Below are 20,543 nucleotides of genomic sequence, written 5' to 3' on the forward strand. Positions count from 1 at the left end.
CCCGTACGCGTATCAACCGTTCGGGCCGCCGCTGGCATGGCACATACCGGCTTCGAATACCGCGTCGACCATCGATTGGACATCGGTCATGATGCGCCACGTGATCCGCTCCGCTCTCCTGTATGAGGCACTGTCGCATTCTCGTTCGCGCACGGGCCGTGACTGCCGGCATGCGCGTGGCGGACGGCGGGCGCCGGGACCTTCCACAACCAACCGAACGCTCGAAGCGCCGCCCATTCCGCCACCCGCCATGCTCAAGCGGTGGCCGGCTTGCCAGCTCGGCGCTCGAGCATGAGAATAAGGGCGATGATGCTGACGAAATGCATGCGTTCAGATGGCGTCAGACTGCCGTGTTCCAGAATCGATTCCAGCCTAATTCGCCAGAGTGCCCATGGCGCAGGCTCACCAGGCGCGACGCGTGCAATGAGTCGTTCGAGTGAACGCAGGTCTCCCTCGATTGCTGGGTGGGCCATGGCCATGCTCCGATTGTCGTGAGGAACGGCGAACAGTCTATGACGAAGCACCGCGCCGCTCTGCCCGCTACCGTACATCGCGCGCGCGCGGGCCACTTCCCTGCAGCGACGGCCGCAATGCAGGCACCCGGCGCGATACGGTGCGACGGGCGCGGGGGCATCGGCGCCCCGTCCGGCGCGAGCCGTCCCGTGCGTGCCGCGCACCACCTCCACGACGCCGCATGGCGACCTGCGGCCGACACGCGGCGAGCGCAATGTGATCCATGCGAGGTATGCAAAGTGACCGAAACGATCGGATGCCTCATCTTCGGAGCCCTGCTGATTTTCATGGGACTCATCGGATCGTCGCTCAAGCGCCTGCCGCTGAGTGCGGCCATGGTGTATCTCGGGATCGGCTTTCTGGTCGGACCGGCCGGCACCGGCTTCCTGTCGCTGACATTGCCGGACGACGTCACGAACTTGCGCATTGCTGCCGAAATCGGCTTGCTGATCTCGTTGTTCGCGATCGGCCTGAGGCTGCGTGTCCCGCCCGCCGATCCCCGCTGGATGCTGCCGCTGCGGCTCGGCGTCGTCGCGATGATCTTCACCGTCGCGTCGATTGCCGCTCTCGGCGTGTTGGTGCTGCATTTGAGTCTCGGCGTCGCGGTACTGCTGGGTGCGATGATCGCGCCGACCGACCCCGTGCTCGCTCATGACGTCGGCGTGCGCGACGCGGGTGACGTCGAGCAGGTGCGTTTTTCGTTGTCCGGCGAAGGCGGAATCAACGACGGCACGGCCTACCCGTGCGCGGTACTCGGCCTGCTTTTGTGCGGTTCCGGCACGACGTCGGCGCTTCACTGGAGCATGGTTGGCAATATTGCATGGGGCATCACGTCCGGTGCGGGCGCAGGCTGGCTGCTCGGCTTCGTCACGGCCCGGCTCGTCGCATTCCTGCGCAGCCGTCACGGCCAGGCGCTCGGCCTCGAAGGGTTCTTCGCGCTCGGCCTGATCATGCTGTCGTACGGTGTGGCGCTCGCCATTCATGGCTACGGGTTCCTGGCCGTGTTCGCGGCGGGCGTCGCGATGCGGCGCGTCGAACATCGAACGAGCGGCCAGAAGACGTCGAAGGAGACGGTCGGCGTCGTGAACAGCGAGGATGTCGAAGCCACCGCCACCGATCCCGACAAAGCCCATGCCTTCGTCGCGGAATCGGTCATGGGATTCACGATCGAGCTTGAACACATCGTCGAAGCCGTCCTGATCCTGCTGATCGGCGCGCTCGTCTCACGGTATTGGCTCGACATGCTCACCTGGACTGTCGCGGCCGTTGTCGCGACACTGCTGTTCGTCATCCGGCCGGCCGCCATCCAGCTCGCGCTGATCGGCTCCCGGGCATCGCACCACCAGCGCCGGCTGATCAGCTGGTTCGGCATTCGCGGCGTGGGTTCCCTGTATTACCTGACGCTGGCCATCGAGCAAGGGCCGCGTGCGCAACTGTTGCCGCTGGTTCCGTGGGTACTGGCCATCATCGCCATGTCGATCGTGCTGCACGGCATTTCAGCCGCGCCGCTGATGCGTCGTTATGCGCGAGACCCAGGACGGGCATAGTGACGCGGTGCGTGGGCGGGTCCAACGGTTTGGAGCGATGCCACACCCGACACTCAAGGTGCCGGGCGACAGTCCTTCCATGAACTTGCAGCGTCGATGATGTCCCGCGTCACAGCCTGCCCGGCAGCATCAGGATGAGTAACACGACCAATACCAGGCCCAGCAATCCGCTTGGACCATAACCCCAGCCGTTGCTGTAGCGCCAGGTCGGGATCACCCCGACCATCGGCAGCACGACAACGATCAGTAGAAGCAGTCCCAGCGACATGTCGTCTCTCCTCAATCAATCCGGCCGGTCATGCCGCGATGCGTCCGCATCGATGGCCTCGCCGAATGCAATCGAAACGATGTTTCCGTCGATACGCTCCCGTGCGATTCCACGTCGACGCGCACACGCGCCGTTCGTCGCCGGTCGCGTCGAAATTCGCGGCGCCGCATCTCGGATGCCGGAGTTCCCCGGACGGAAGTCGTCCCGCTTCTTCATGCAGGGCTCGTGCGCGATGCACCCGGTTCGGGACGTGCATCGGCTCTTTCGATATCAAGGTAGGCGGACGCGGGCGTGGAGTCTGTCCGGCAACGTACCGGACGCACGGCACCGCGCGACCGATCGACCTGTCGACACCGACGAGCCGACGATCGTGGGTACCGCCTGCGAGGTTCGTCACCTGCTTTTTCGGGTGGCGGGGCCCGGTTCAGTGGAGATGCCCTCCGAACAAACCGAGCAACCCGATGACGATCAGGTAGATCGCAACGATGTAATTCAACAGCCGTGGCACGACGAGAATCAGAATGCCGGCGATCAGCGAAACCAGTGGGCCCGCGCTCGTGAGGATGTGCATATGCCCTCCGCAAGATTGACAACGACAGATGGATACGAATCCGCGCTGCCTCCGATGCTCGTTACAGCGACTTGAGCCACGTGACACGCGGGCTCTTGGCGGTCGTGCAAGAGCGCGCAAGGAGCGAGCCGACGCCGGCGGCGGTGATGTGGCATTCGTCGATCTGGCGGCCGCTCGCGTCGGATGTGCCGGTCGTCGTGCATCCCTGCACCACGACGCGGATAGCAAGACGCGATCCCGGCGTACCTCATGTAAGTGTTCGTCGCTGTATGATTCGCCTCAGGCTGTGCGTGGATATCCCCGACGCTACACACTGGCGAACGTGAATGCGGTACGAAAGCGTACCAAGCATGTAAAAACAGACAACCACCCTTCGTAGCGATCGACCCGGGAGCCGCCCGCATACACCTGCTCGCGTGGCGGTGCCGGTTCACGTACGGCATCGTACCGACTTCCATCACGAATGCGCTCAACCTGTATTCCGGCATCCTGATTGTCGCGCGCCAAAGCACCCGGTACGACGCTTCGATGGTTCAGGATTTCGCACCGGTGAAACAAGCGATCCATGTCAAGGAACAAGATGATGAACAGGGACCAGATGAGAGGCCGCATCGCGGAAGCGAAGGGCAAACTGAAGGAAATGGTCGGCAGAATCATGGGGAATCGATCGACCAGGATGCAGGGCAAGGTCGAACAGGTCGTCGGAAAGACGCAAGCGTCATTCGGTGACGCGAAAGAGCAACTCAGGAAGCGGTCGTAGGATGCTCACGCGAACGGTTCGGTTCTGTCGCACCGCGCGATCGGGCAACGTGACGCGAATTCACCGGATGTTGACGGCGCGTGCAGGCAACATCCGGCACTACCCGCCTCCCGACCGACCTTCACGATACCGCAATGCGTCGAGGGTGGTCGCTGTGCACGTCGGCAAGCGGCTTGTGCTGCGCGTCTCCCACGCCGGGAAAGAACGCGTCCCGGACACCTTTCGCCGAGGTCGCATCCACTGCAAGCGTCTCCTGGTCGCTCGACTTGGCCGGATCGGAACACAAGCCTCGCCAGCGCATAAAGGTGAGCATCGGCTTTTCCGTCCATTCGCCGTCGCCGAACTTCGCAAACGCCGTGTCTCCGCTCACCAGTCGAACCTCATACCATCCGTCGCGCACAGGCGCATATTGGTCCAGCGTAAACCATCGTGTAGATGGGATTTTCATCGTTGCCTCATGGGTCCATGGATCGTTGTACAGGACAAACCCGGTCGACGCGTGCGCGCTAATCGGCGCACCGATTCAGCCACAGCCGGCCTGCGGCGGTCATGTTGATCGAACCGCCGGTGCGCGACTCGTATGCAAGCCCGTGAGTCAACAGTTCATCGGCTATGACGCGTGGAATATCGGCTTGTGAATCGGGAATCCGATCAAGCGATTTGAGGGTCTCGACGACCTCGGGTGAAAGTGGGATGCACATGGCGGCCTCCTCGGTATTGACTTCATGTTGAACCGAACGACACGCGCGGGTCTGTACGGTATCGACTATTTGGACGCAGGTTTTGCGGCACCTCGCTGACGCCCGATGATCAACCTGAATCGACAATATGATTCGGTATCCGATATTTTGTATTGCGCAACCGGTTTCGAACGCGCACACTACAGAGACCTGCCGGTTCGTTGTCAAGGCATCGGCGCCCTCGAATCCTTCGGCGCCAACGGTTGCTCTGTCAGGAGCACATCATGACCATTCCCACTCTCGAATATCGCGGCCGTGAACTCCGCGTCTATTCACAAATGCTTTTCCCGCCGTTCGGCGATCCCCACGCCCCCGGTCCGAAACGCTTCGGTTCAATCGTACGCATCGACACGATTCCGTCGACCTCGGCAACGGCGCCGCGTTACTCGACCATTTTCGAGCATGGCGCTCCGCAAACGGCGGCGCTCGCCCTCGATCTGGCGATGCAATTCGGCAAGGACATCGTCGACGGCAGAATCGCCCCTACGGCGATCTGATCCATCCGCCGCATCGGACTCGATGCGGCGTCTCGCGACGCGAGCACATCTCACTCAGGAGCGATCCATGAAATATTACTCAAGCACCTCGATCGACCGGCGCGATGACGCAACCCGGCAAAAACAGCGGGACGATCTCGCGCGTGCCGACGTCGAACGCGCCGAAAAGCGCATCCGTCAGGATGCCGGCATCAACTCCAATGCGAGCAAGTGGCGTTATTTGCGCCCCGACAATCGGGCGAGATGAGCGACGGATGCGCCACGCGCCGTGGCACACCGGTCCCGCACCGCAGGTCGCGGGCGGGCCGGGATCACGCATACCGGCGCAGGTGTATCGAGAATTCGGCGATCGCGTCGATGCCGCTCTGCTCCGCGCAGCGGCACCAATCCTGTAACTGAGCCAGCAATTGCTCGTGCGACGCGTGTGGCCACGTCCATAGCTCGAGCAACGCGTCGTACATATCCGCATACACGCGTATTCGCCGGTTGGCATTGGGGCTCGTCAGCACGCGCAGGTCGGGCTTGTTCCGATGGCCCCAGGCCTGGCGCAGCCAGCGTTTCATGCCGAGCGCGAACGCGCGTTTGTCGTCTCGACTCATGTCCTCGACGCGGCGCAGTTCCCGCCGGCAGGCGGACTCGAGCGTGCGCGCAAAGGCGGCCATCACCGCATGCAGGTTGCGGATGACCGCTTGCAGCGTCGCGTCGTCGGCGACTGCCTTGACCGGGAGCAGGCGCGGCTGCGTTGCGACTCGCCGAACGGTCGCCAGCCGCAATGCCGCCAGCAGGCGGATGTACGCCCAGCCGATATCGAACTCGAACCAGCGATTCGACAGCCTGGCGGACGTCACGTACGCGTGATGATTGTTGTGCAGCTCTTCGCCGCCGATCAGGATGCCCAGCGGGAAAAGGTTGGTACTCGCATCGGGTGTCGCGAAATTCCGATAGCCGCTGAAATGGCCTAAGCCATTGATCACGCCACCGGCCCAGAACGGAATCCATATCATCTGGATCGCCCACGCCGCCACGCCGGGCAACCCGAACAGCCCGACGTCGATCACGACCAGCAGCCCGACGCCGAGATTCGGATAGCGGGCATAGACGTGGCGTTCGAGCCAGTCGTCCGGCGTCCCCGATCCGTATCTGCGCGCCGTTTCCTCGTTCCGCACTTCCGCACGGTACAGTTCCGCGCCGCGCAGCAGCACGGTCGCGAGGCCGCGGGTTCGCGGGCTATGCGGATCGTCCGGGGTCTCGCTCCGCGCGTGATGCTTGCGATGCACCGCGACCCATTGCGAGGTCAGCATGCCGGTCGTCAACCACAGCCAGAACCGGAAGAAGTGACTGATGCACGGGTGCAGATCCAGCGCCCGGTGCGCCTGGCAGCGGTGCAGGTACACGGTCACGCTGATGATGGTGACATGCGTGAGCACGAACACGACCCACGCAAGCTGCAACCAGGACAGCCTCAGTTCGCCGTTCAGAAGAAATGCCGACATTCCGTTCGCACTCCGCGCCACACTGGTATCCGCGCACGCTTCGCCGTGACGACGCGTGCGCGTGCCGATTCCCTGCCCTTCGACGAGCCTCCTATTTCCCGACCTGATTGCCGACAACCCCTCCGACGGCGGCACCGCCAACGGTGCCCAACGCACTGCCGCCCGTCAGGACCGCACCGGCGACGCCGCCGACACCCGCCCCGATCACGGTATCCGTTCCGCGGTGGGACATGTCGCCGCAACCCGCCAGTACGATCATCGTTATGGTGACTATCGCCGTCCCGACCGGCACGGAATGTAGCTTTCTCATGATCATCTCCTCGGGTCGCCGCTACGCTGTCCGATCCCGCACGGCGCGCGGAACCCCCTGGGCTGACGTCCCGATGAAATTCGAGACGTCGAATCACGATGGGGGGTAAATCGCGCGAAGTCCGTCCGCTAACGTACCGGACTGGATGCCGGCCGACCGTCTCACGGAAGCGCCGCTTGCACCGCGCCCGGCGCCAAAGCCGGCGTTGACCTGACTTCCTTGTAGTCGACATCGCGCGGCGAACAGCTCCCTGAGCCTTGCCGATCACGGCCGTCCCTGGCTCGTCAGGAAATCGGGCTTATTTTCAGCTACCGTACCGTCAAGCTGCGAACGACGAGATACGATAGTGAATCCCGCTCACTCCCCGCTGCGCTCGAAGCGACCAGACAACGCCATCGCGCCAGATGCGAGCCTAGGAACCACGCATGCCAGACATCCCCCCCATCACTGAAAATCACCTGCTTGCCGCACTGCCGGAGAACGAGCTTGCACGCATCATCCCGAACCTGACGATCGTCGACATGCCGCTCGGGAAAGTGCTGTACGAATCGGGCGGCCAGCTTCATCACGTCTATTTTCCGACCACGACGATCGTGTCGCTGCTGTACGTGATGGAGGATGGCTCGTCTGCGGAAATCGCGATCGTCGGGCATGAGGGCATGATCGGCGTGTCGCTGTTCATGGGTGGTGAAACGACGCCGAGTCGCGCCGTCGTGCAAAGCGCTGGGCAGGCCTACCGGCTCGACGCGAGCGTCCTGAAAGAAGAATTCCGGCGCGGCAACTCGATGCAGCGTCTGTTGTTGCGCTATACGCAGGCGCTCATCACGCAGATGGCGCAGACCGCGGTATGCAACCGTCATCACTCGATCGATCAGCAGCTGTGTCGCTGGCTGCTGCTCAGCCTCGACCGTCTGCCATCGAACCAGTTGCGCATGACGCAGGAGCTGATCGCCAACATGCTGGGCGTGCGCAGGTCGGGCGTGACGGAAGCGGCATTGAAACTGCAGGACGCTGGCCTCATCCGCTACAACTACGGCCATATCGAGGTGCTGGACCGACCCGGGCTCGAAAAGCGTGTGTGCGAATGCTACAGCGTGGTCAAACGCGAATTCGATCGCCTGCTTCCTGACCTGAAGCGGCTCTAGGAATCCGTCAGCAACGGCGCTGGCCGACACTGCGCGGCATCGTACCGACTTCTTCGTCCGGCCCGGTCATCCTGTATTCGACACGCGTGCGTCGTCGATGCCGATACGCCCGCGCAAGGCGAATTCACGGGAGCAGGCAGATGAACGACCGCAAGCAGAAAGACGACGCTGTCGGGCAGCAACGCCGTAAATACGAGCAGGACAATGCAACGGACGACGGTATGCCCGCCGCGCCCGAAGTGCCGACGCATACGTGCCCGACCGAGCAAGAACGATTGCGGACCGCGAAGCAACGGATCGCCGATTCGAGAAAGCGCTGGGGTATGGCCTATCCGCCGAATTGAGCACGCACTGTGATCATGATACGGCGTTGCTCCCGACACAGGCGGAGCATGACATTCGCGCTCCGCGTTGTCGTGCGCGCGTCCCGCAGGCTACGTCGCCGACGTTCCGGCATCGGGCCTACTGGCACAGGCGGATCAAGAATTCGGCAATGGCCTTGATCCGCGCTGTTCCGTTCGGGTCACGATTCCATGCCAGTAGCCCTGCAAACGTCCGGCGAACTTTTGCAGGGCGGCCATCCCGCTTTCCCGAGCCTGTTCGAATCATTGCCTCCCAAGCCTTTTTCGCCCAGGCCGGCTTGCGGTAGAACTTTGCCGCGACGCGATACAGATCAATGATGATTTCTGCTTGCGGGCACTGTGCCTTGATCCCCAGCTCATAGGCCGTAGTCATGTCGATGGTGACCGTTTCGATGCGCGCGGCGATGCCTTCAGGCAACTGTTCGATGCAGGTTCGAAACGTGTCGCGCGAGCCATCCATCCCCCCCAACCCACAGCACTCACCGGCCAATCGGATCGGCCATTCCCCACGCTTTAACCAATAACTCGCCCAGCAACCCGGCGCCTGAAGTGCCTAGGGTCGAGTAATTATCTTTCCCGCTCCCTTTAAGGTCAGGCGTCAGATTACGCAATCGCCCTCAAGCCCTCCACGATTTTCCGCGAAGCATCTTGATGAAGGGCGGTAAAGTGATCGAGAAAGATTGCCTTTTCAAGTTCGATTGAAGGCGGCATCGTACGGATGCCCAGCCCGCTAGACGCGCCGGTCACACTAACTTGCGGAAGATGGCGTCGAATTTGTTTCGGGAAAAGCAACGGCCGGAAAGTTCATCCGCGAACCGGTTATCCTGGAACCACTGGATCAAGCAGTGCCACTGGCGCATCGATTCGACGGCGATCATGCGATAGGGAACCCCGGAGTCATTCCGGACGGCGATCTGCATGCGGGGAAGCGACGCCCACAGGCGGACGGTCTCGATCGAAAGCCCCGCCACGATTTCCGCGTCGAACGTCGCGAGGCTCGCGCCGGCGAGGATGCGGCTTTTCGTGGCGACGAGCGGCAGCACGGCCTGGTCGGGGATCACGCCGGCGACATCCGATGGCGATGCGAGCAGACCCTCATCACAAGCCAGTGCCGTTCGTTTACAACGAAAGGCGTGCCCTCGGTCCAGCACACGATGACGTAACCGTTCGAATGCGCGAGGTATCGCAGGCGTCTGCCGCTACCGCCATCCACGCGATCCCTGCAATCGAATGCTGGCTTCCTGACGGTAGTGGGCAAATCGTCGGGATTGAGTCTGTCGTGCACAACGGCAAATGTGCCCTTTTCCAGAATGAGGGCCGCACGCTCGCCATTCGCCCGACAGCGCTTCAATTCGGCGAGCGCCAGTCCGGCCAGACTCTGCGGACCGAACGTCTGCGCCAGTCGGGCAGCCAGTGCTTCGATATTCATGTCGCCGCTCCCCCAGCAATCGCTTAGCCACCCTTCGATGGATGGCTTAATCATCATCAATCGGTATGCCGATCGATCCGTCTGAGTGCTTGAGCAGTCTAGTATCGTGCGAACAATTCTTCTGTCCGCTACCGTGCCCGGGATTTGCCGCCGAGCGCAGCACGCGGCCGCGCGGCGTGGAATAGCCGGTCAACAGATTGCGGGCGGTGCAGCCGGTTCAGGTGGGCTGCCGTCGGGCTCATCAACGAGCATCCGGAGAATTTGCTGCAGTTGCCGCGCGCATCGGCGAGCATCCTCGGGGGCATTTGCATCGATCGCCTCGAGCAGGCTAACGAATGCAATGAGGAAGGAATCGGAGACGGGCGTCTCACGCGCATGCTCGCGCAGATAAGCGCTATAACTGAAAACGCGCTGGATGAATTCGATCTGGTGAGCGGCAAATTCGTCATCGCCCACGGAAGGTGGCACAACGGCGAGAACACTGTCGGACAACGAAGGAGGAAGACGGATGTAAGACGGGCGATCACTCATGCGGATCTCGTGAAACGCACGAGCGCGGCGTGAATGCCCGAAGCACGGACGCTGTTTCACGACGGAAGGCGCCTATGCTATAAGTGTCTCTAGGATTTGACGTACCAACGCTCATCGTATTCTTTCATCGACCAGGCGTGGTGTCAAATCAATTTGACACCAAACTTCACTATAGATCGATGCGATTTGATTGGAGCAAGCTGTTCGACGAACTGAAGCGCGAGGGGCAGTTCGGCAGCGATGCGCAACTGGCCGACAGCCTGGGGCTTACGCGCGCGCAAATCTCGGCATGGCGCACCGGCAAAAGCGATCTCGGCATCCTGACCAAGATCAAGATCCTCGATGCACTGGGTCACGACACGTTGCGTACGTCGCTGTCGAGCTTGCTGCCCGAGAAAAACCGGGAAACACAGGCCGCACAGCATGCAAAGCTTCTTGCGCGCATCGACCGAATCCGATCGGGAGCAGGCGTCGTGCCCGCAGAGCGGGACGACGCGGCCGACTCGCCCGTAGTAGCGAACAATCTTCTCGGCGAATTGCCCATGGACGAGCGCAAGCGCATCGAGCCCCATCTGTCGTGGGTCGCGCTGCCGCTCGGGCATGTGGTGTATGAACCGGGCGATCACTTGAGCCACGTCTACCTGCCGACGACTGCGATCATTTCGATGCTGTACGTGATGGAAAACGGTTCGTCCGCGGAAATTGCCGTGGTCGGACGCGACGGGCTGCTTGGCGTCGCGCTGTTCATGGGCGGTGAAACGATGCCGAACCGGGCCATCGTCCAGAGCGCGGGCGAAGCGTTCCGCCTGAGCGGACAGATCGTGAAAGAGGAATTCGCGCGCGGCGGCGCATTGCAGCGCGTGTTTCTGCGCTACACGCAGGCGCTCATCACCCAGATGGCGCAGACGGCCGTGTGCAATCGCCATCACTCGATCGCGCAGCAATTCTGCCGTTGGCTGCTGCTGAGCCTCGACCGGCTGGATTCGCGCAACGTGCGGATGACGCAGGAACTGATTGCCGACATGCTCGGCGTGCGCAGAGCCAGCGTGACGGAAACCGCAAAACGGCTTCAGGAAGAAGGCATCATCCGTTATTCGCGCGGATTGATTGAAGTCGTCGATCGCAGCGCCCTCGAGCGGCGCGTGTGCGAATGCTACATGGTAGTCAAGAAGGAAAGCGACCGGCTGCTGTCGCAAAAGTAGGTACTGCCTGGGCTGCGTCCCGCCATCGACATGACACGGATGCCTGCCGAACACGTTTCTCAGCCAGTCGATGTCCATGCTGTCCCAATTGCCCATGTACCGGGTCTTCCGAACACGCCCGATCTATTTCCCGACCTGATTGCCGACCACCCCGCCGACGGCCGCGCCGCCCACCGTGCCCAAGGCACTGCCGCCCGTCAGTACCGCGCCGGCGACGCCGCCGACACCCGCCCCGATCACGGTGTCCGTTCCACGGTGAGACATCCCACCGCAACCTGCCAGCACGACAATCGTCATGGTGACTATCGCCATCTCGACTGCCACGGAATCTAGCTTTCTCATGATCATCTCCTTTGGGGTGCCGCGGCGCCGTCCGATCCGGCACGGCGTACGGAGGCCCATGCGCTGACATCTCGATGAAATTCGGGACGTCGGTTCATGATGGCCGGTCGATCGCGCACAGTCCGTCCGCTAACGTACCGGCGCGGATGCCGATCTGCCGCGTCACAGAAGCACCGCTTGCGCTGCCCCCAGCGTCACGACCACGCTGTGGCGCCGACCGTCGTCCACGAGCCGCACCGCCGCTTCGCCGGCGGCGAGCCGCACGCCATCGACCACGAGGCGGGCGACGCCGCCGCTGGCGCCGCCCGGATTTTCGACGACGATGTCGTAGTGCGACGCGCCGTGACGCAGCGTGGCCCTGAAACCCGGCCAGGATCGCGGGATGCACGGCTGAATCGACAGCATGTCGCCATGCCTGCGCAGGCCGAGCAGCCCTTCGACGCCCGCACGATACAGCCAGCCCGCCGAGCCGGTGTACCAGGTCCATCCGCCCCGGCCGATATGCGGCGCGACGGAATAGACGTCGGCCGCGACCACGTACGGCTCGACCCGATAACGATTCGCGCCGCTGCGCGTGCGGCTGCGATTGACCGGATTGAGCAGCGCGAACAGATTCGCGGCGCGATCGCCGTCGCCCATTTGCGCGAACGCGAGCACCGACCACGTGGCCGCATGCGTGTACTGGCCGCCGTTCTCCCGAATGCCCGGCGGATAGCCCTTGATATAACCGGGATCGACCTGCGAATGATCGAACGGTGGAGCGAACAGCAGGGCCAGGCCATCGTCGCGGCGGATCAACTGCGCTTCCAGCGCGTCCATTGCCCGAGCGGCGCGCATCGGGTCCGCCGCGCGCGACAGCACGCTCCACGACTGCGCGATCGCGTCGATCGAGCATTCGGCGTTGCCGGCCGAGCCGAGCGGCGTACCGTCGTCGAAGTAGCCGCGCCGATACCACTCACCGTCCCATCCCGCATCGGCGAGCGCATCGCGCAACGCGCCGGCGCGCGTCGACCAACGCACAGCCAGTTGGCTCGAACCGCGCGCCGTGGCGAGCGGGACGAACGCCGTGAGCGTCGCATGCAGGAACCACCCGAGCCAGACACTTTCGCCCCGTCCGGCCTCGCCGACCCTGTTCATGCCGTCGTTCCAGTCGCCCGTGCCGATCAGAGGCAGATCATGCTCGCCGAAATGCGCCAGACAGGACTCCAGCCCGCGCACGCAATGCTCGAACAGCGACGCGCTCGTCTCTGAGATGCGCGGGATGAAGAACGCGTCCTGCTCGTCGGCGGCCAGCGGTCGTCCGTCGATGAACGGGATCGATACATCGAGAATCGCGCGGTCGCCGCTGACGTCGACGTAGTGCGCGACCGCATGGGCGAGCCAGACGCGATCGTCAGAGATTCGCGTGCGTACGCCGCTGCCGCTTTCCGGCAGCCACCAGTGCTGCATGTCGCCCTCCGGAAACTGGCGCGCCGCCGCCCGCAGCAAATGCTCGCGCGTCAGGGCCGGGCGGACGGCCGCGAGCGCCATACCGTCCTGCAGCTGGTCGCGAAAACCGTACGCGCCGCTCGCCTGATAGAAGCCTGCACGCGCCCAGATCCGGCACGACAGCGTCTGGTACAACAGCCAGCGGTTCAGCATCAGGTCCATCGCGCGATCAGGCGTTTCGACCTGAACGGCGCCGAGCGTCTCGTCCCAGAACGCCGTCACGGCGGCGAATATCGTGTCGAGATCCGCCTGACGGTAATGCGCGATCAACTGTCGTGCCGTTGCCGCATCGGCACCTTCGCCGAGCAGCAAGACGATTTCGACGCTGCCGCCGGGTTCGAGATCGACCGTGGTCTGCAACGCGGCACACGGGTCGAGCCCGGCGCCGACGCGGCCCGACAACGGCGACGCGCCGGCCCTGCCCGGAAAACCGGCGGGATCGCTCAGGACGCCATTGCGGCCGATGAACTCGCGCCGGTCCGCGCTCCACGAGGTTTGCAGGCCGCATAAATCGGCGAACGCCACCCTGCCGCGATACACCTGACTCCAGTCGTTTCGGGCAAACAGCGCGCCGGTCGGCTGATCGATCTCGCTCGCGGTGTGCGGCGCCGCGACGGTGCGCGACGCACCCAGCGCCCACTCCGCATAGGTTGCGACGGACAGCCGGCGAGTCCGGTCGGACAGGTTGCGCAAGGTCAGGCGGGAAATCTTGACAGGATCGGCCAGGGGCACGAACTGCAGCAACTCGACGGCGACGTCGGCGGCGGAATGCGCAAACCGGCTGTAGCCCTGGCCATGACTCGCCACGAAAGCGGTCGCGCCCGGCGCGTCGTCGCCGATCGAGGCCGCTTGCGGCCCCCAGCGCACGCCAGTCTCGTCGTCGCGGATGTAGAACACTTCGCTCGGCGGATCGGTGACCGGGTCGTTCGACCACGGCGTCAGCGGATGCTCGCGGCTGTTCGTCACCCAGGTATAGCCGCCCCCCTCCGCCGACGTCAGGAAGCCGCACGAGGGATTCGCGACGACGTTGACCCACGGCATCGGCGTGCATTGACCGGGCTGCAGGATCACGACGTATTCGCGGCCGCCACGCGCGAAACCGCCGATTCCGTTGAAGTACTCGAGACCGGCGCCGGCCTGCGCGCCCTTCGGCGGCGCAATCGTGGGCGGCGGCAGCGGCGCGCGCGCGGGATCCGGTCGCGTGGGCAGCGGTGAACCCGCGAGGCGCCGCAACTGGTCCACCAGCCGGCCGTTGCGCGCGGCGAGCACGGCGCGCGCGACCGCCGGAAACAGCGCGCGCGCCGCTGCCGCCATCAGATCCTCGCGCAGCACGAAAATACTGCCGCGCCCGGCTTCGTCCGGCTGCTGCCGGGTCCGCACCAGCCCCTCGAGCGCCGCCTGCAAATCCTGCACGTACGACGCCGCGCGCTCGTTGATGATGACCAGATCGACCTCGAGCCGCTTCATCCGCCAGTACTCGTGCGCGCGGATCAGCTGCCGCACCATCGCGATGTGCTCGATGTCGTCGATCCGCACCAGCAGGATCGGCAGATCGCCCGATACGCCATGGGTCCATAGCGGCGCCGCGCCCACGCCGCCCGCCGCGGACACCGCCGCCGCATGGCGTATCAGCGCGGCGGACCCCGGCCGCATCGACGCATCGCTGTAGAGCATGTATCCGGCCAGTTGCTGGAACAACGCGGCCTCGTCGAGGCTCACCGCGCTATGCCGCAGCTGCACCTGCGCCTGGGTCCACGCGAGCATCGCCGCCCGCGCGAACGATTCGCCGTCGCGATGCTTGTCGACCAGGTCGAGCAGCTGCGCGCGCGAATCCGCGACGATGGTCCAATAGACGATGCTCGCCTTCGCGCCCGGCTCGATGCGCAGCCGCTGCCGCAGCGTGAACGCCGCGTCCAGTACCGCGCCTTCGCAAGCGCCCAGCGCACGCTGTTCGGTCAGCGCAAGCGGCAGGCGAACGCTGCGCCCGCGTCCGATGACGCGCAATCGATCGGTGTCGAATTCTTCCGCGCCGACGGTTTCGCCGGAGGTCACGGCCAGATGCGCGGCCCAAACTTCCGCCTCGTTCGGCGCGCGCTTGCGCCGCGTCGCCAGAATCGCGCCGGACGCCGGCACGTACTCGGTTTCAATGAACAGTTTCGAGAATGCGGGATGGGCATGATCGGCGGCGGGCGGAGCGAGCACGATTTCCGCGTAGGACGTGAATTCGATCACGCGTGGCCGGGAGCCGGTATTGGCCACCGACACCCGCCGCACTTCCGCATCGTCCTCGGCAGATACCACTACCTCAAGCGACGTCGTCAAGGTGCCGTCGCGGCGCACGAACTCGGCGCGATCTTCGGTGAACGTCACTTCGTAGCTGTCCGGCACCACGCCGGTGGGTTGCCACGTGGCCGACCAGACCTCGCCGCTCTCGGCGTCGCGCAGATACAGATAGCTACCCCAATCGTCGCGCGTCGCGTCTTCCCGCCAGCGCGTGACGGCCAGATCGTCGCGGCGGCTGTAGCCGGAGCCTGCGGCCGTGAGCATCACGGCGTAGCGGCCGTTGGACAGCAGATGCGTGACGGGCGCGGGATCGTCCGCCGACAGCAGGCGCCGTGCAACGCCGGCGTCGACGCCATGCATCCTGCCGGCGGGGCTCGCGTCGATCCGCGGCCGCCCTGCCGCGACCCGGCCCGGCACCCGTTCCTGCAACAGCAGCTCGGTGGCGCGCACGGCCGGCTCGCCATGGAAGAAGGCGCGAATGCGCCCGCCCAGCAGTGCATTGGCGATCGACACGATCGACATGCCCTGGTGATGCGCCATGAATGCCCGCACGATCGCAACTGGCATGCCTTCCGGCACGCGCGCGGGCGTGTAGTCGAGCGCTTCGTAGAAGCCGAAGCGCCCGCACGCGCCGGCTGCACGCAACCGCTCGAAGTTGCGCGCGGCGGCGTCCGGCGCGACCATCGCCGCGAGCGCGGTCGCATAGGGCGCGACCACCAGGTTCTGGTCGAGATCGCGCTTGAGCCCCAACTCCGGCACGCCGAAGCTCGAATACTGATAGGTCAGCTCGATGTCGCGCGTGTTGTACGCCGATTCGGACATGCCCCACGGCAGGCGCAGCCCGTCGCCGTAGGCGATCTGGCGACGCACCACCAGCTGATTGGTGCGCGCGAGCAGGCTGCTGTCCGGCGCACGCATCACGAGCGACGGCATCAGGTATTCGAACATCGATCCCGACCACGAGATCAGCGCCGCGCCGTGCCCGATCGGCGTCGCCAGGCGGCCGAGCCGGAACCAGTGCCGCGCCGGGACATCACCCTTCGCGATCGCGACGAAACTCGCGAGGCGCGCCTCCGATGCCAGCAGATCGTAGTTGCCCGGATCGAGCCGTCCGTCGGCCACCGCGTAACCGATCGACAGCAGATTGCGCACCGGGTCGAGCAGAAAGCCGAACTCCATCGCATAGGCCATCTGCAACGCGGTATCGGCCAGCGCATGCAGGCGCTTGTTCAGCACGTCCGCTTCGTCCGGCGTGCGCGTCGCGTCGCGGCAATGCCCCTGCACCGCGTGCTCCAGCGCCTGCGCCCAAAACAGCACGTCGTCGACGTCGCCGCCCCGCACCCCGCCGACCTCGTCCGTCAGCGCGCGCGCGACATCGGCGACCGTCGCGGTGAGGATCGTGATCCCGGACCATTCCGGCGCGGCGGGGCCGTCCGGGGCGCCGACTTCCCGGGCCGGCGCGGCGAGCGTCTCATCCAGCTCGGTCGCGGCCCGCTCGAATTCGCCGTGCAAGGTCGTCCGGGCATCGCCATCGCGGCACACTGCCTTGCGCAACAGCGCGAGCGTGTCACCGATCCCTTCGTACGCGGCCTGCCACCCCACACCGGCGGGCTGATTCGCCCAGGCCCGGCAACCGTTGCCGAGGGCGATCAGGTGGCCGGCAAGATTGCCGCTGTCGACCGACGACACGTACTTCGGCTCGAGGGGCCGCAGGTCGCGCGTGTCGTACCAGTTATAAAAGTGGCCGCGATAGCGTGACATCAGCCGCATCGTCGCGACGGTCGCCTCCAGCCGCGACACCGCGTCCAGCGTACCGAGCCAGCCAAACTCGCGGGCGCTGACGGCGGACAGCAGGTACAACCCGATGTTGGTGGGCGAAGTCCGGTGCGCGACGACGGGCTTCGGGTCCTCCTGGAAATTGTCCAGCGGCAGCATCTGATCGTCCGCCGTCACGAACGTCTCGAAAAAACGCCAGGTCAGGCGCGCGTCGCGCCGCAGTTGACGCGCATCGTGCGGAGTCACCGCCAGCTCGCCCGCCGACCGTGGTGCGCGGCTCAGCCAATACGCGATCACCGGCGCGGCAAGCCAGACGAGTACGAACGGCACGGCCAGCCAGCCCGTATGACGATCGAAGCGCCAGCCCGCCATCAGGCTGGCAGCCGCGACAAGCAGCGCGAGCGTCACGCCGCCGCGCATTTGCAGATAGGTGGGCGCGAGGGTCCGCCGGTCGCGCGCACCCGCTGCGGCCGCCGTGGTCCATTCGAGCAGATGGCGACGGCTGATCGCCACACGAAACAGCGTACGCGCGATCGCGTCGCCCATCGACCACGCCTGCTGCGGCAACATGACGATCGACAGGCCGAACCGCGTCAACGCGAACCGCAACTCCATCGACCATGCATGGAGCACGCTGCGCGTGGTCATCTTCACGTGCGTGCGCCGCCAGCGCGGCACCAGCCCGCTCAATACAGGCAACAGGAACGGCAGCGCGATCGTCACCAGCACGAAGGCGCTCCAGGCGAGCGATACGGGGAGCGGCAGCATCCATCCGGCCAGTAGCGCGACCAGCATGGCGGGCGCCGTGAGTGTGCGGCGCAGGTTGTCCAGCATCTTCCAGCGGCCGACCGCCGTCAACGGTTCGTGGCCGAACAGCAACCAGGGCAGGAGCTGCCAGTCGCCGCGCGCCCATCGGTGCAGGCGGCTCGCGGCGACGTCGTAGCGGGACGGCGACGCTTCGACAACCTCGATATCCGACGCCAGTCCGGCCCGCGCGAAAATACCTTCGAACAGATCGTGACTGAGCACCGCGTTCTCCGGCACGCGACCGGCGAGCACCGCCTCGAACGCATCGACGTCGTAGATGCCCTTGCCCGCATAGGAGCCTTCGTCGAACAGATCCTGATAGACATCCGATACGGCCGACACGTAAGGATCGATGCCGTGCGCGCTCGACGACACGCGCTGGAACAGCGAACCCTCGTCGCCGCTCGCGAGCGACGACGTGACGCGCGGCTGAAGGACGCCGTAGCCGCCGACGATGCGCCGGCTTGCCGAATCGAATACCGGCCGGTTGAGCGGGTGCGCCATCTTGCCGACCAGGCGGCGCACGGTATCGCGCAGCAACCGCGTATCGGCATCGAGCGTGATCACGTAGCGCACGTCCGGCGGCACGTGCGGCGTCCGGCCGGCCGCCGCGATGAACGTCGTGTCCGATGCGCCGCGCAGCAACCGGTTCAGCTCGTGCAGCTTGCCGCGCTTGCGCTCCCAGCCCATCCAGCACCGTTCGCCATCGTTCCATACGCGCTTGCGGTGCAGCAGCAGGAAGCGCTCGCCTTCGCCCGGCGCAGCCGGATAAAGGCGATTCAACCGGTCGATGCCCTCCGTCGCGGATGCCAGCAGCCCGTCGTCGCTGTCGGCGTGCGGCGTGGACGCGTCCATCCAGTCGGAGAGCAAAGCGAAGTAAAGCGCGCCGTTGGGGCTCGCCAGATGATGAATTTCCAGTTGCTCGATCTGCTCGTCGAGCACAGCTTCCGTCGTCAGCAGCACCGGCACGGCGACCATCGTGCGCAGGTCCGGCGGAATGCCGTCGAGCAATGCGAGGCCTGGCAGGATCTTCGCGCCGACATCGCGCATCACGCCGCGATTGACGAGCGCGACCGCGGCATCCAGCGCGGGTAGCAGGCCGGCGACGCCGAGCCGGATCAGCCACTGACCGGGCGGCTCGATGCAAGCGAGCCATGCCAGCATGCCCGTCAGCAGCAGCGCGGCAATCAGCCCGATTCGACCGAGATACCCGCCGAGGCCGGCGTGGCGGGTGAGGCGCCGCAACCATAACGCAACGGGCGGCCGATAGCCGATCTCCGCTTCGAATGCGGCGCGGCCGTCCGCCAGCAGGTAGTAACCGGGGTCCGCCTCGCGGCCAGGCATCGCGCCGGCGGCCGGCGCGTGGCTCGGCCCCTGTGCCGCGGCATCGGAGACGACGCGACGGGCAATCTCGAGCTCGCTGACGGGCGCGCCGCGGGCAAGCGCCTCAACCGCGTCGCGATACAGATTGCGCGTGGGGAAATCCATCTCCGCGAAACCCGGGTGGCTGCGCAGCACCTGATCGACCAGACTGATGCGCTCGAACAACTCGGTCCAGTCCACCTCCGAAATCAGCCGCATGCTGGTGATCACGTTGCGCACGGTGAGGCTGGCGGCGCCCTGCTCGTGGTTGACGGAGGCGACGATCTGGTCCGGCGTCGCGCCGCGCGCTGCCAGGTGCCGATGCAGCCACGCCAGTGCCGGCGCGACGGCCGGATCGGGATCGTGCAGCCGCTGGATCAACTGCACCGCGAACGCATCGTGCGATACCACCTGCTCATAACGCGCGACGAGCGGCTCCGTCTCCGCCCGCGCCTGCCCGCGTTCGCCGAGCAGGCGATCCGCGAGCGCGTCGGCGTCGAGCCGCGCGCGCCGGTCGTCGATGATCTGATCCGCGAGCCGCCGCAGATTTTCGATCAGCACGATCCGCAGCGTGATCGCCACCGCCCATAGTTCGCCGATCGTCAGCGGTTCCACGGCCTGATAGGCAAGCATGAAACGGCATAGCGCGTCGGGATCGAAACGGCTGTCGGTATGGGCGACGAAGGCCCAGTTGATCTCGAGCACGCGCGGATAACCGGCGAACGGGCCGTTGCCGAGCTTGGGCAGTTGGCGGTAATAACGCGGGGAGAGATCGTCCCGGATCTGCCGCACCTGTTCCGCGACAAGATAGTAGTTGTCGAGCAGCCACTCCGCGGCAGGCATGATCTCTTCGCCGCGTGCGTCTGCGGCCGCCGTGTTCTGATAGGCCTTCAGCAGATGATCCGCATTGTCTTTCAGCCGTGTGGCGAGCGACGGGCCCGAGATCACGCCAGGCAACACCTTCTGCGCGCGAGCCAGGCTGCCCGCATGCTGCGCCAGTCGCTCCTCGCCGAAGAACTCCTCGCGAATCGGCCGGGAATTGCTCCATGGCGATGTCCGGCGTCGCGACACACGCGCAACGTGAATCTTCAAGGCGCTTCCTCCCCCATCGCCGCAC

At 65.0% G+C, this 20,543-nt stretch carries 21 protein-coding genes and 1 pseudogene; 7 read left to right on the plus strand and 15 right to left on the minus strand.

Annotated elements, in window-relative coordinates:
- Positions 1–254: 254 nt before the first annotated feature.
- Positions 255–473 (minus strand): hypothetical protein, encoded by a 219-nt coding sequence (locus BLA15945_RS28035; RefSeq protein ID WP_081051901.1) that lies wholly within the window; start codon positions 471–473, stop codon positions 255–257.
- 279 nt (positions 474–752) lie between these two features.
- Here BLA15945_RS28035 and BLA15945_RS28040 point away from each other — a divergent pair, with 279 nt between their 5' ends.
- Positions 753–2,060 carry a cation:proton antiporter gene (locus BLA15945_RS28040; RefSeq protein WP_059234126.1) on the plus strand — a complete coding sequence of 436 codons (1,308 nt, stop codon included), beginning with the start codon at positions 753–755 and terminating at the stop codon, positions 2,058–2,060.
- 109 nt (positions 2,061–2,169) lie between these two features.
- Here the strand turns inward: BLA15945_RS28040 and BLA15945_RS28045 are convergent, their stop codons facing one another.
- From BLA15945_RS28045 to BLA15945_RS28060, 4 genes are all read right to left on the minus strand, one after another.
- The gene (locus tag BLA15945_RS28045) at positions 2,170–2,328 is read right to left on the minus strand and encodes a DUF3309 family protein (protein ID WP_081051902.1); all 159 of its coding nucleotides are present in this window, start codon (positions 2,326–2,328) and stop codon (positions 2,170–2,172) included.
- A 15-nt stretch (positions 2,329–2,343) separates the two neighbouring features.
- Positions 2,344–2,544: a hypothetical protein gene (locus BLA15945_RS28050; protein ID WP_059234127.1), complete on the minus strand. Its 201-nt coding sequence runs from the start codon at positions 2,542–2,544 to the stop codon at positions 2,344–2,346.
- A 208-nt stretch (positions 2,545–2,752) separates the two neighbouring features.
- Positions 2,753–2,899, minus strand: a complete 147-nt coding sequence (locus BLA15945_RS28055; RefSeq protein ID WP_006413561.1) for a DUF3096 domain-containing protein — start codon at positions 2,897–2,899, stop codon at positions 2,753–2,755.
- A 306-nt stretch (positions 2,900–3,205) separates the two neighbouring features.
- Positions 3,206–3,556 carry a hypothetical protein gene (locus BLA15945_RS28060; RefSeq protein ID WP_174993880.1) on the minus strand — a complete coding sequence of 117 codons (351 nt, stop codon included), beginning with the start codon at positions 3,554–3,556 and terminating at the stop codon, positions 3,206–3,208.
- Here BLA15945_RS28060 and BLA15945_RS28065 point away from each other — a divergent pair.
- Positions 3,483–3,659: a CsbD family protein gene (locus BLA15945_RS28065; protein WP_059236743.1), complete on the plus strand. Its 177-nt coding sequence runs from the start codon at positions 3,483–3,485 to the stop codon at positions 3,657–3,659. The two genes, BLA15945_RS28060 and BLA15945_RS28065, sit on opposite strands and share 74 nt — an antisense overlap.
- A 121-nt stretch (positions 3,660–3,780) precedes the next feature.
- Here the strand turns inward: BLA15945_RS28065 and BLA15945_RS28070 are convergent, their stop codons facing one another.
- Both BLA15945_RS28070 and BLA15945_RS28075 read right to left on the minus strand, forming a co-directional pair.
- A complete protein-coding gene (locus BLA15945_RS28070; RefSeq protein ID WP_059234128.1) occupies positions 3,781–4,107 on the minus strand; it encodes a hypothetical protein in 327 nt (108 codons plus the stop codon).
- A 58-nt stretch (positions 4,108–4,165) separates the two neighbouring features.
- A complete protein-coding gene (locus tag BLA15945_RS28075; RefSeq protein ID WP_034196223.1) occupies positions 4,166–4,360 on the minus strand; it encodes a hypothetical protein in 195 nt (64 codons plus the stop codon).
- 263 nt (positions 4,361–4,623) lie between these two features.
- Between BLA15945_RS28075 and BLA15945_RS28080 the strand changes: the two genes are divergently transcribed.
- The gene (locus BLA15945_RS28080; protein WP_006413577.1) at positions 4,624–4,896 is read left to right on the plus strand and encodes a hypothetical protein; all 273 of its coding nucleotides are present in this window, start codon (positions 4,624–4,626) and stop codon (positions 4,894–4,896) included.
- A 67-nt stretch (positions 4,897–4,963) separates the two neighbouring features.
- Positions 4,964–5,143, plus strand: coding sequence for a hypothetical protein (locus tag BLA15945_RS28085; protein WP_059234129.1), 180 nt, complete (start codon positions 4,964–4,966; stop codon positions 5,141–5,143).
- Positions 5,144–5,207: 64 nt separating this feature from the next.
- Here BLA15945_RS28085 and BLA15945_RS28090 read toward each other — a convergent pair whose 3' ends face one another.
- Entirely contained in the window at positions 5,208–6,389 is a 1,182-nt protein-coding gene (locus BLA15945_RS28090; protein WP_174993917.1) for a DesA family fatty acid desaturase, read from the minus strand.
- A 91-nt stretch (positions 6,390–6,480) separates the two neighbouring features.
- Positions 6,481–6,699: a glycine zipper 2TM domain-containing protein gene (locus BLA15945_RS28095; protein WP_059236745.1), complete on the minus strand. Its 219-nt coding sequence runs from the start codon at positions 6,697–6,699 to the stop codon at positions 6,481–6,483.
- 425 nt (positions 6,700–7,124) lie between these two features.
- On the opposite strand from BLA15945_RS28095, the gene BLA15945_RS28100 reads away from it, so the two are divergent.
- Together BLA15945_RS28100 and BLA15945_RS28105 are read left to right on the plus strand one after the other, a co-directional pair.
- On the plus strand, positions 7,125–7,844 hold the full coding sequence (locus tag BLA15945_RS28100; RefSeq protein ID WP_011548853.1) for a Crp/Fnr family transcriptional regulator: 720 nt from the start codon (positions 7,125–7,127) through the stop codon (positions 7,842–7,844).
- Positions 7,845–7,984: 140 nt separating this feature from the next.
- Positions 7,985–8,188 (plus strand): hypothetical protein, encoded by a 204-nt coding sequence (locus tag BLA15945_RS28105; protein WP_006413539.1) that lies wholly within the window; start codon positions 7,985–7,987, stop codon positions 8,186–8,188.
- Positions 8,189–8,362: 174 nt separating this feature from the next.
- Here BLA15945_RS28105 and BLA15945_RS28110 read toward each other — a convergent pair.
- The 4 genes and pseudogenes from BLA15945_RS28110 to BLA15945_RS28125 form a co-directional block, all read right to left on the minus strand.
- Positions 8,363–8,709 (minus strand): annotated as a pseudogene (locus BLA15945_RS28110) (transposase); the annotation flags it as partial.
- Positions 8,710–8,949: 240 nt separating this feature from the next.
- Positions 8,950–9,267 carry a hypothetical protein gene (locus tag BLA15945_RS28115; protein WP_226153369.1) on the minus strand — a complete coding sequence of 106 codons (318 nt, stop codon included), beginning with the start codon at positions 9,265–9,267 and terminating at the stop codon, positions 8,950–8,952.
- Positions 9,264–9,635, minus strand: a complete 372-nt coding sequence (locus BLA15945_RS28120; protein ID WP_127479540.1) for a hypothetical protein — start codon at positions 9,633–9,635, stop codon at positions 9,264–9,266. Before BLA15945_RS28120 ends, BLA15945_RS28115 begins: the two co-directional genes overlap by 4 nt.
- 189 nt (positions 9,636–9,824) lie before the next feature.
- Complete coding sequence (locus BLA15945_RS28125) at positions 9,825–10,166, minus strand: hypothetical protein (RefSeq protein WP_153259979.1); 342 nt, start codon at positions 10,164–10,166, stop codon at positions 9,825–9,827.
- A gap of 140 nt (positions 10,167–10,306) precedes the next feature.
- Here BLA15945_RS28125 and BLA15945_RS28130 point away from each other — a divergent pair, with 140 nt between their 5' ends.
- A complete protein-coding gene (locus BLA15945_RS28130; RefSeq protein WP_233464310.1) occupies positions 10,307–11,368 on the plus strand; it encodes a helix-turn-helix domain-containing protein in 1,062 nt (353 codons plus the stop codon).
- A 123-nt stretch (positions 11,369–11,491) separates the two neighbouring features.
- On the opposite strand, the gene BLA15945_RS28135 is transcribed toward BLA15945_RS28130, so the two are convergent.
- Both BLA15945_RS28135 and BLA15945_RS28140 read right to left on the minus strand, forming a co-directional pair.
- The gene (locus tag BLA15945_RS28135) at positions 11,492–11,710 is read right to left on the minus strand and encodes a glycine zipper 2TM domain-containing protein (protein WP_233464311.1); all 219 of its coding nucleotides are present in this window, start codon (positions 11,708–11,710) and stop codon (positions 11,492–11,494) included.
- 162 nt (positions 11,711–11,872) lie between these two features.
- A complete protein-coding gene (locus BLA15945_RS28140) occupies positions 11,873–20,518 on the minus strand; it encodes a GH36-type glycosyl hydrolase domain-containing protein (RefSeq protein WP_174993890.1) in 8,646 nt (2,881 codons plus the stop codon).
- Positions 20,519–20,543: the final 25 nt, after the last annotated feature.

Source organism: Burkholderia arboris (genome assembly GCF_902499125.1).
In the GTDB taxonomy this organism is placed as follows: domain Bacteria; phylum Pseudomonadota; class Gammaproteobacteria; order Burkholderiales; family Burkholderiaceae; genus Burkholderia; species Burkholderia arboris.

What these genes read in the sequence shown, in the direction of transcription:
- BLA15945_RS28085 (WP_059234129.1), top strand. Translation starts at nt 4,964, where the DNA reads ATGAAATATTACTCAAGCACCTCGATCGACCGGCGCGATGACGCAACC.
- BLA15945_RS28100 (WP_011548853.1), top strand. Translation starts at nt 7,125, where the DNA reads ATGCCAGACATCCCCCCCATCACTGAAAATCACCTGCTTGCCGCACTG.
- BLA15945_RS28105 (WP_006413539.1), top strand. Translation starts at nt 7,985, where the DNA reads ATGAACGACCGCAAGCAGAAAGACGACGCTGTCGGGCAGCAACGCCGT.
- BLA15945_RS28060 (WP_174993880.1), bottom strand. Translation starts at nt 3,556, where the DNA reads ATGATTCTGCCGACCATTTCCTTCAGTTTGCCCTTCGCTTCCGCGATG.
- BLA15945_RS28080 (WP_006413577.1), top strand. Translation starts at nt 4,624, where the DNA reads ATGACCATTCCCACTCTCGAATATCGCGGCCGTGAACTCCGCGTCTAT.
- BLA15945_RS28125 (WP_153259979.1), bottom strand. Translation starts at nt 10,166, where the DNA reads ATGAGTGATCGCCCGTCTTACATCCGTCTTCCTCCTTCGTTGTCCGAC.
- BLA15945_RS28120 (WP_127479540.1), bottom strand. Translation starts at nt 9,635, where the DNA reads ATGAATATCGAAGCACTGGCTGCCCGACTGGCGCAGACGTTCGGTCCG.
- BLA15945_RS28050 (WP_059234127.1), bottom strand. Translation starts at nt 2,544, where the DNA reads ATGAAGAAGCGGGACGACTTCCGTCCGGGGAACTCCGGCATCCGAGAT.
- BLA15945_RS28070 (WP_059234128.1), bottom strand. Translation starts at nt 4,107, where the DNA reads ATGAAAATCCCATCTACACGATGGTTTACGCTGGACCAATATGCGCCT.
- BLA15945_RS28135 (WP_233464311.1), bottom strand. Translation starts at nt 11,710, where the DNA reads ATGAGAAAGCTAGATTCCGTGGCAGTCGAGATGGCGATAGTCACCATG.
- BLA15945_RS28090 (WP_174993917.1), bottom strand. Translation starts at nt 6,389, where the DNA reads ATGTCGGCATTTCTTCTGAACGGCGAACTGAGGCTGTCCTGGTTGCAG.
- BLA15945_RS28055 (WP_006413561.1), bottom strand. Translation starts at nt 2,899, where the DNA reads ATGCACATCCTCACGAGCGCGGGCCCACTGGTTTCGCTGATCGCCGGC.
- BLA15945_RS28045 (WP_081051902.1), bottom strand. Translation starts at nt 2,328, where the DNA reads ATGTCGCTGGGACTGCTTCTACTGATCGTTGTCGTGCTGCCGATGGTC.
- BLA15945_RS28075 (WP_034196223.1), bottom strand. Translation starts at nt 4,360, where the DNA reads ATGTGCATCCCACTTTCACCCGAGGTCGTCGAGACCCTCAAATCGCTT.
- BLA15945_RS28065 (WP_059236743.1), top strand. Translation starts at nt 3,483, where the DNA reads ATGAACAGGGACCAGATGAGAGGCCGCATCGCGGAAGCGAAGGGCAAA.
- BLA15945_RS28095 (WP_059236745.1), bottom strand. Translation starts at nt 6,699, where the DNA reads ATGAGAAAGCTACATTCCGTGCCGGTCGGGACGGCGATAGTCACCATA.
- BLA15945_RS28035 (WP_081051901.1), bottom strand. Translation starts at nt 473, where the DNA reads ATGGCCCACCCAGCAATCGAGGGAGACCTGCGTTCACTCGAACGACTC.